The 8,493-nt window shown below is 50.0% G+C and carries 6 protein-coding genes and 1 pseudogene; all 7 read left to right on the top strand.

The genetic code is table 11. The features are described 5' to 3' along the window. Positions 1–3 precede the first annotated feature (3 nt). Positions 4–3,189, top strand: a pseudogene (locus tag O9K64_RS20135) (zincin-like metallopeptidase domain-containing protein); the annotation flags it as partial. Between the two features lie 1,373 nt (positions 3,190–4,562). Next, positions 4,563–4,790 carry a hypothetical protein gene (locus O9K64_RS20140; protein WP_275099903.1) on the top strand — a complete coding sequence of 76 codons (228 nt, stop codon included), beginning with the start codon at positions 4,563–4,565 and terminating at the stop codon, positions 4,788–4,790. Positions 4,791–5,251: 461 nt separating this feature from the next. Next, a complete protein-coding gene (locus tag O9K64_RS20145; RefSeq protein WP_275099904.1) occupies positions 5,252–5,461 on the top strand; it encodes a hypothetical protein in 210 nt (69 codons plus the stop codon). A gap of 99 nt (positions 5,462–5,560) precedes the next feature. After that, positions 5,561–6,367 carry a GIY-YIG nuclease family protein gene (locus tag O9K64_RS20150; protein WP_275099905.1) on the top strand — a complete coding sequence of 269 codons (807 nt, stop codon included), beginning with the start codon at positions 5,561–5,563 and terminating at the stop codon, positions 6,365–6,367. Between the two features lie 201 nt (positions 6,368–6,568). Continuing rightward, positions 6,569–7,324 (top strand): hypothetical protein, encoded by a 756-nt coding sequence (locus O9K64_RS20155; protein WP_275099906.1) that lies wholly within the window; start codon positions 6,569–6,571, stop codon positions 7,322–7,324. A 95-nt stretch (positions 7,325–7,419) separates the two neighbouring features. Next, entirely contained in the window at positions 7,420–8,004 is a 585-nt protein-coding gene (locus O9K64_RS20160; protein ID WP_275099907.1) for a hypothetical protein, read from the top strand. Between the two features lie 114 nt (positions 8,005–8,118). Next, positions 8,119–8,493 (top strand): transposase (locus tag O9K64_RS20165; RefSeq protein WP_275099908.1); only part of this gene is annotated, 375 nt, incomplete at its 3' end.

The following is an 8,493-nucleotide window of genomic DNA, read 5'->3' on the forward strand; positions in this document are numbered from 1 at the left end:
GGAGACGGAATGAAACAGAAAAAACCGTTTCACGAAGTGGTCGCGGAGCGACTGATTGAACAACTAAAGGCGGGCACTGCTCCGTGGCAAAAGCCATGGGAGCCTGGTGCGGCCAGTACATATCTACCGATTAACCCGACAACGGGTAAACGCTACAAGGGTATCAATGCGATGTTCCTGATGAGTCAGGGGCGTACAGATCCGCGCTGGATGACCTATAAGCAGGCGGCTGTTGTAGACGCCCAGGTCCTGAAAGGCGAGAAGGGCACCCCTGTTCAATACTGGAAGTTTACTGAGGAACAGACAAAACGGGATGGCCATGGCAAGCCGGTGCTCGATGACAACGGCAAGCCTGTGAAGATTATCACCGAGCTGGAACGTCCCCGTGTGTTCTTCGCCACAGTGTTCAATGCTGAGCAAATCGAAGGTCTGCCGCCACTGGAAAGGAAGGAGCAACCAGAGCATCAATGGGATGCAGTAGAGCGTGCAGAGCATATTCTGAAGGCCTCTGGAGCAATGATCACTCATGCGCCAAGTGACCGTGCGTTCTATCGACCCGTGAGCGATAGTATAACCTTGCCGGAACGCGGCCAGTTTCCTAGTGCGGATCGGTACTATGCCACAGCGCTACATGAGCTGGGTCACTGGACCGGGCACCACTCCCGCCTGGATCGAGACCTTTCGCATCCGTTTGGTAGCCAAGGGTATGCCAAGGAAGAGCTGAGAGCGGAAATCGCCTCGATGATCCTGGGCGATGAATTGGGCATCGGCCATGATCCAGAGCAGCATGCGGCCTATGTCGGCTCCTGGATCAAGTCCCTGGAAGAGGACCCGCTGGAGATCTTCCGGGCTTCTGCAGATGCCGAGAAGATTCAAGGCTATGTGCTGGCGTTCGAGCACCAGCAGGTTCAGGAAAACACGCAGATACAGGAGAAGGAGATGGAGCTACCGATTTCGAACAAGGAGCAGCAGGAGCGGTTGTTGGCTGCTATGTCGGTCGAAGTATCGGCCAACCTGCAGGCTGTTTCTGATGCCCGTAGGCAGTTGTCGGCCGCCGAGATCGATGGAGTTCAATTTGAAAGCACCGCCAGTGAGCGGCTAGGTGTGGATCTGCCCAGTCGCTGGAATGGCGGCGTTCAGGTGCAGGGCAATGTATACGAAGAGGCCGAAGGCCTCGATGGGCCAGAGCGCCATATCGCCCCGGCTCATGTCATTGGCGTAGAACCTGAGTTTTGGGGAGTGTATGCGGAAACTGATGATGGTGCCCATCTATGGGTTGCCGACTTCGATAGCCAGGCACAGGCTGACGAACTGGCTGATCGCATCGCTTTGATCGATGCACTGGCTGAGAGTAACGAAGATGAGCAGGCCGTTAAGTTGGCTCGTATTGTCGAGGAGCGTGTGAGCCGTGATCCGAACAGCAGCGACGACGAGCTTAAAGCCGCTAAAGAAGCACGCAAAGATGCCGAGGCGACGGCCATGCTCAATAGTGACGCCCAGCAGCGCCGCATTACGGCCGCGCTCCTTGATGCCGATTTGCAGCGCCACATGGCCGAGTTTGAAAGCACCCAGCAGGGGCAGGAACAGGCTCATGTCGGCCAGGAGCAGAGGCCAAAGCGTGAATACATCGACGTGCCGTTCAAGGAGAAGGTCGAGGCCAAGGGTCTCGGAGCACGCTGGGACCGTCAGGAACGCTCCTGGTATGTTCCCCCGGGCGCGGATACTACCCCCTTCGCTAAATGGATGGGGAAAACACCCGAGGCCGGCCAGGCGCCAGAGATACAGCAAGCTGCCACTGCCGAGCGCCAATATCTGGCGGTGCCTTATGGAGAGCGCAAGGCGGCCAAGGCTGCGGGTGCCCAATGGGACAAGGTGGCGAAGTCCTGGTATGCCGGCCCAGGTGCTGACATGGAGCAGCTGCAACGCTGGCTGCCCGATAATGTGGCTGGGCAACAAGGGCCGGCCCTGTCGCCCAGGGAGGAATTCGCGGAGGCCCTGAGCTCCCTTGGCTGTGAAGTTAGCGGGGAACACCCGATCATGGACGGTAAAAAGCACAGAATCAGACTCGAAGACGACAAAAGTGGTGTTAAGCATGACTTCGGGGGTGGGTTCTATGTCGGTCACCTGGATGGCCACCCGGCCGGATACATCAAAAACAATCGGACGGGTCTCGATATGAAATGGAAATCCAAGGGCTATTCACTCGATCCCCAGGAGAAGGCCAAACTACAGGCTGAAGCGGCCGGGAAGCTGGCCGCCCGGGCGGCTGAACAAGAGCGGCTGCATGAGGCCACTGCACAACGGATCAGTAAACAAACGGCTGGCCTAGTCGCGCCGGCCGAGCCTACCCCGTATATGCGGGAGAAGGGCATCCAGGTTCATGCCGGCGCTCTGACCGACAAGAGCAGGAAGACTACCTATATCCCCGCTACCGACGCCGCCGGGAAACAGTGGACAACGCAGTACATCCAGGCGAACGGCACTAAGCGGTTCGCCAAGGACAGCCGCAAGGAAGGATGCTTTCACGCCGTTGGCGGCATCGAGGCGGTTGCGGCAGCTCCAGCACTGGTGATCGGCGAAGGGTACGCCACAGCTACCACGCTGGCCGAGGTCCTGGGGTATGGGACCGTTGCGGCGTTCGACGCCGGTAACCTGAAGGCGGTCGCGGTGGATCTGCACGAGAAATATCCCGATAAGCCCGTTATTGTGGTCGGTGACGATGATCGCCAGCTGGTCTTGACGCAGGGAATCAATAGCGGAAAAGAGAAGGCGCAGGAGGCTGCTAAGGCGGTCGGCGGACAGGCTATCTTTCCGGTGTTCGCGCCAGGCGAAAATGAGTACCCGAAAGAGCTGGAACCCGTTACCCCTCAGAGTTACCGAAAACATGCGTTGGCCGCGAAGGCACTGGCAGACGCGGAGAAGGACCCGGAGCGGTTTAAGCTGATTGAAGGGGATCGGGGCAAGTTACAGAGCGATTTGCTCAGTGGGGCGCAGCTGGAGGCCTTAGCCAAGATGAAGCAGCACACCGATTTCAACGATCTGGCTAATAACAGTACGCTAGGGCGTGATGGGGTTGAACGCCAGGTAAGGGCTGCTGTGGGTCTGGCTATCGAGAAGGCTAAGCAAAAACAAGAGAAGAAACAGGTGCAATGTCAGGAGCAGAAGCCGCGAAGAACGGCGCGAATTTAACCCCGATCTAGGCAGTAGGCTGATAACAAACACCCCGCTAAGGCGGGGTGTTTTGGTTTGGTTCGCGCTATTCAAAAGCAGCGAGATTTATCGGCTTGATGAGGTTAGTTCTTTATACTCCTTAACCACCAACACAATCCGCGACCGTTGTTAGCAGAAAAAAGCACTTGCTATCCCATCTGCTTCTTTCTTCCGGTACGTTCGTGAAATTATTTCACCTAACCCCCTTTGTCTGGTAACCTGCTGAGCTATAAGTAATATCCGCTTGGCAGGATGTTGAATACCCCTCCAATCCAGTGTCACAGCCAAGTCAGATAGACTAAAAAAGCAGGATAATGCATAGAACAAAAGTCGCTTTTTACAAATAATGCGCGAGCAACATTTCTCCAGAAATGCGCGAGACGCATAATCAGCGGTTCTATGCAAATAGGCAAATAAATCAACAACTTACAGCATTTATTCGAGCGCTGCTCCGGAAAATAAAAGCAAGCGCAAAAAAGGAATAATCTGACGGAAGCCGCTGAAAAGGGAGACAGGGAGTGATGAATAAAAATGTTACCGTGAAGCCGCGTGCTCACGCAGTAAACGAGTTTACCGGATGAGCACGCGGCTTCACGGCAAGGAATCCCTCCCTATCAGGTGCCAATGGCCCAACAGCCGAGCCCACATCCTGTCCTCCCCTCGATGGCGTCTCCCCAAATACACGGCGTGCGAAGGGGAAGCGAGTCGGATGTATGAAAGGCCCAGCATAGAACCACCCGTTGAGATGGACCGATTGCTCCACTGCGTTCCGCAACGGCCACTCAACATTAATCGTTATGTTTGAAGAATCGAGAGTCCTCGCCAGCCACATGCTGCGTAACTGGACCGGTCTCTCACGGCGGCCGCTGCAATACCGCCGTACTGCTTGGGAACCCTTCCGACACTGAAAAGTGGCCGTTGGGTAATCCCATCTCCGTGCGGTACCCACGGAGTAGGTGGCAAAGTGCTTGCCACCGTTGGAGGCAAAGAATCCGCCCGCGAAAGCCGACGGCTCTTCGTACCCTCCAAAGAACGGCCACATTGTTTATGCGGTCGCTCAGGCCTGTTGCGGCTGCACATAGTTGGAATTATCCAATGAAAGTGCAAACTGCAATCAGGGTGAATGTTGATGTTGCGAAAGTCATTACTGCTCTAACAGGGTTTGTCTTGGCAATCGCATACATCATCCATTCTACCTAGTGGTGAGGGGCGGCTTCGGCCGCCCCGATCCCTGAACAATGGAACATAACATCGTCTTGAACCGGACGCGCCTAAGCGTCGCGGTTTGTTGTTGGGTTCATCGTGCGCGCCGGTTAAGGCGGCGTTAGCTTTAAAAAAGGAGACTCAGTGCAATGAAGCGAAATCCAATCACGTGGTTACCATCACAAATGCCAAGAATCGAAATCCTACCTCTGATTGCAATGCTTGCCCTTCAAGGTTGTGGTCCTAATGCACAAGAAAAATATGGCTTCACTGATGCTCAATGGCTGTATTACGAGAAATGCAGAGGAAACCTACTCAAACTGGGAATCACACAAGGCATTGATGAAGGCTGCGCAATAGAGGCAAAGGCCGAATAGTATCTGCCTCGTATAAAAACGGCTTCGAGAGAGAAATTATGATTGCGCACGAAAAAGAATATATTTCATATATTACACAGAGAGGCGTTGGTTCAAACGATAAAGTAGCAGATTCTGTGCGGTCGTATGTGTCGTATCTGAACAGCGTTCAGAAGCACCTAGGTGTTGAGATTGGACCGAAATCGTTGAGCTGCGCGTCAGATATCGAGCGATTGTCAAGAATGCTATCTGGAAAAGTGTCAGATAAAACGATTGGAAACTATGTATCTGCAATGAAGCAGTACGTATCTATGGTTAATGAGCGATCGTTGTAGCGTGGGAAAAGCACAGTGTCCCTGCATTCATATTTAATAAATAATGGAGTTTAAGTGTCAAAATTAAAAATCATATTTCTTCTACTGTCTTTCGCTTTACTCACTGCTTGCTCGGAAGGTCCTGGTCCGCTCGAAGGATCATGGAAAATGAGTGGTTTGATACCATTAACTGTAACCTATCGTGATGGTGAAGAAGAAAGTATGGGGTTAATTAGTAAAGTAACTTACACGCATGAAGGCAATGATGTTCTGGTCACATATGTTGATGGCCTTGCAAAAGGCACGACAATGAGAGTTAGCATCACGGGCCCTAATACTGCCGTTACAGGTATGGGCAAATTAACTAGAATAAAATAATGAAATATAACAAGGCAATTTCACTCGGACGTCAAAAAGCATCGCTCGTACCTCGCAATGCTTTTCTCCTCCGGTGAATTGCAGCGTTAGAGATATTTCATGCAGCTAGTTCTAATCATGCCTGATATTTGTGAAGATAAAGAATATCGCTTTCATCTGGCAAAGGCAGCTCCTAGTGGAAATCGACCGCTTGATGCGCTCGCAAAATCGGATGATGAATGGTTAAGGTGGCAGCTCTATCGAGGCACGGCTAAAGAACGATTCACTAAAGACTTAATTGTGTCATTCGCCCACATTTCTGGTGAGAGATTCTTATTTGGCGGGATATTTGAGATAAAAAGCAGAGCATCAAAGAGGTACAAAGTTGAGCTTACCAATAGGTATACTGAGCTTATAGGGAGGTTGGTGCTAAGGGTGCATGGTGAAAATAAAAGAGCTACTGTATTCAAGCCTAGCTATGTATGCAGTAATTCGGAAGTTGTAGGGCTATACGAACAAAAATTCAAAGGCGAGCCATTCTCTTCGTTTGAGGAAATTAACCATAGCTTCAGTGCGATAGAGATTATTATCAAAAATGATCTGAATGACTGGAGAGCAGCCCTTAGCTCAGTAAATGGTGTTTACCTGCTTTCTGATGAAAATACCGGAAAACACTATGTCGGGTCAGCATGTGGCTCTGAAGGGATTTGGGGGCGATGGAGGAGTTATGTGTACAGCTACCACGGCAATAACGACGAATTAGTTACGCTTTTCGCAGATAAAAGCGAGACCTATTTTCAGCAACATTTCAAATTTTCATTACTAGAGATATTGCCATTTACTTCACCCAAGGAGGAAGTTCTAGCAAAAGAGACCTTGTGGAAAAGAAAATTATTTTCTAGAGAGTATGGTTATAACAGAAACTAATTGCATAACAAGTCGTGCCTGTACGTGCCTTCGGCGACGGACAGCCTTTCGCTGCGTCGTTCCTCCTACGCAAAAGTCTGCCGCAGCACTCGGCGTTAGGCCAAGGAAATCAACTTTGAAGCCATGAGCGAACATCACCAAATAGAGTATCAACAATGCTATGTTGCATTTCTCGATATCCTTGGATTCGAGAGGCTTGTTATGAGCAAGAGTGCGAGTTCAAAAAAGAAGATAGAGGAATACTTCAGTCTTATAAATAACGTTGTTGATGGATTTAGGGAGGTTTCGTCAAAGAGATATATTGGAACGCTCATTATCAGCGACTCAGTGATTCTCTCCGTGCGAAAAACCGATGATAGAAAAAGCAATATTGAGATGCTGCGGCAGTTATGTATGGCAATTAGAACAATTCAATATCGCCTTGCACTAAACAATATTTGGTTAAGGGGTGGTGTGTCTAGCGGTGATGCATACTTTAGTGCTTCTGAGAGCCAAATCGTTGGCCCTGCATATATCAATGCTTACAACCTAGAAAAACGAATCGCAATTTACCCGCGCGTAATTATAGATACTAATTTAATCAATGAGTTGAAATGCGAGTCAGCAGATTCACTAATTGATGAAATAAATACTTATAATCCCGAACAAAGTAAGTATGGCGCAGAAGGTCGCGATGTGCTTTTTCAGTGGAATAAGAGCGGGCATGAGACAGTGGGCATGAAAAAGGACGTTGCTTTATTTGTGGATTACTTGGCTCCTTCATTCGCAGAACGCAATAAACTAAAGCGAGTTGTTAATAACGTAGTAAAAAGCATGTATCAGGACAATCAAGTGTACTCAAAATACAGGTGGGTAGTTGAGTATCTTATGGCGAGATGTATTCCGCTTAATAAGTATCATGGTCTGCATCAGAGTAAAGAAATCAATGTTCAGTTTGATAGGCTTAGGGGTTTGTGAGTGGCCTAACCAGGCGCTCCACTCGACGAAAACCGCAACGCGGTTTTCGTCGAGTGAGCTTAGTCGTTATGCGCCGCTAAATTAGGCAAACAAAGATGGCACAAGATTCGTTAATGGTTCAAATTTTTGCCGAGGTTCGGCGTGCCCTGAAAAAAGAAAGCGTGCGGGGAAGCGTGATTATCGCTGCTGCCAAGATCGAAGAACAGCTTGAAGAGTTGTTAAAAAATAGATTTCTGCTTTGTTGCGAAGACAATGACTTACTTTTTAATGGGGGAAATGCGCCAATTGGCACAATGTCATCAAAAATAGAATTGGCATATCGCACGGGATGCATTAGTGCAAAGCTAAGGAAAAGTCTTCATATTTTAAGAAAATTAAGAAACGACTTTGCGCATTTATCGCACGAAATAAGCTTTGATACTCAATCTGTAAAAGACAGGACAAGAAATCTTTTGAAATTGAATAGTGAGTTTGTGGAATTAATCTGGAGGGAGTCACGCGATGAAATCTTTTCAGCAGTTGGGATAACCGAATCACCCAAATGTGAAGATTACTTTACCGATATGCTACAGAATGCTGGTTATCGACATGCCTTCGAAATATGGGCTAGCGCTGTAGCCGGGTCATTAGCAGAAAAATGCTCAGAGATAGTGCGCTTGGAGGTTAATGGCGATGCCTAACAAGGCAAATCAACTCGGACGCAATACTCGCTGGAGCTCGTATTGCGCCGGTAATTTGGGTAGTGTTCATAATTCTGTGTCATTTCTTTACCATAGTGCAAAAAGGAATGACTGATGACAACACAAAAAACTAACTTTAATATGGAGGCCGCCATCAAAGCCCTGCGTGAAGGCAAGGACCTCACCGGTAAGGATGGTGTGCTCACCCCACTGATCAAGCAGCTGACCGAGTCGGCCATCCAGGCCGAGCTGGATAGCCACCTGGCCGAGGGCGGCGACGCCCCTAACCGCAAGAACGGCAGTACGCCCAAGACCGTCAAGAGCTCTGCTGGTTCCTTTGAGCTACAGACGCCTCGCGACCGAGCCGGCACCTTCGAGCCTCAGCTCGTCAAGAAGCATCAGACCCACCTGACTGATGAGTTGGAACGCAAGATCATCGCCCTGTTCGCACTGGGCACCAGCTATCAGGATATTCGGACCCACATCGAG

It is taken from the genome of Sedimenticola hydrogenitrophicus (genome assembly GCF_029017505.1).
Taxonomy (GTDB): Bacteria; Pseudomonadota; Gammaproteobacteria; order Chromatiales; family Chromatiaceae; genus Sedimenticola; species Sedimenticola hydrogenitrophicus_A.

Excerpts from the sequence above, each read along its gene's own strand:
- O9K64_RS20160 (WP_275099907.1), top strand. The coding sequence starts at position 7,420 with ATGGCACAAGATTCGTTAATGGTTCAAATTTTTGCCGAGGTTCGGCGT.
- O9K64_RS20155 (WP_275099906.1), top strand. The coding sequence starts at position 6,569 with ATGAGCAAGAGTGCGAGTTCAAAAAAGAAGATAGAGGAATACTTCAGT.
- O9K64_RS20140 (WP_275099903.1), top strand. The coding sequence starts at position 4,563 with ATGAAGCGAAATCCAATCACGTGGTTACCATCACAAATGCCAAGAATC.
- O9K64_RS20150 (WP_275099905.1), top strand. The coding sequence starts at position 5,561 with ATGCAGCTAGTTCTAATCATGCCTGATATTTGTGAAGATAAAGAATAT.
- O9K64_RS20145 (WP_275099904.1), top strand. The coding sequence starts at position 5,252 with ATGAGTGGTTTGATACCATTAACTGTAACCTATCGTGATGGTGAAGAA.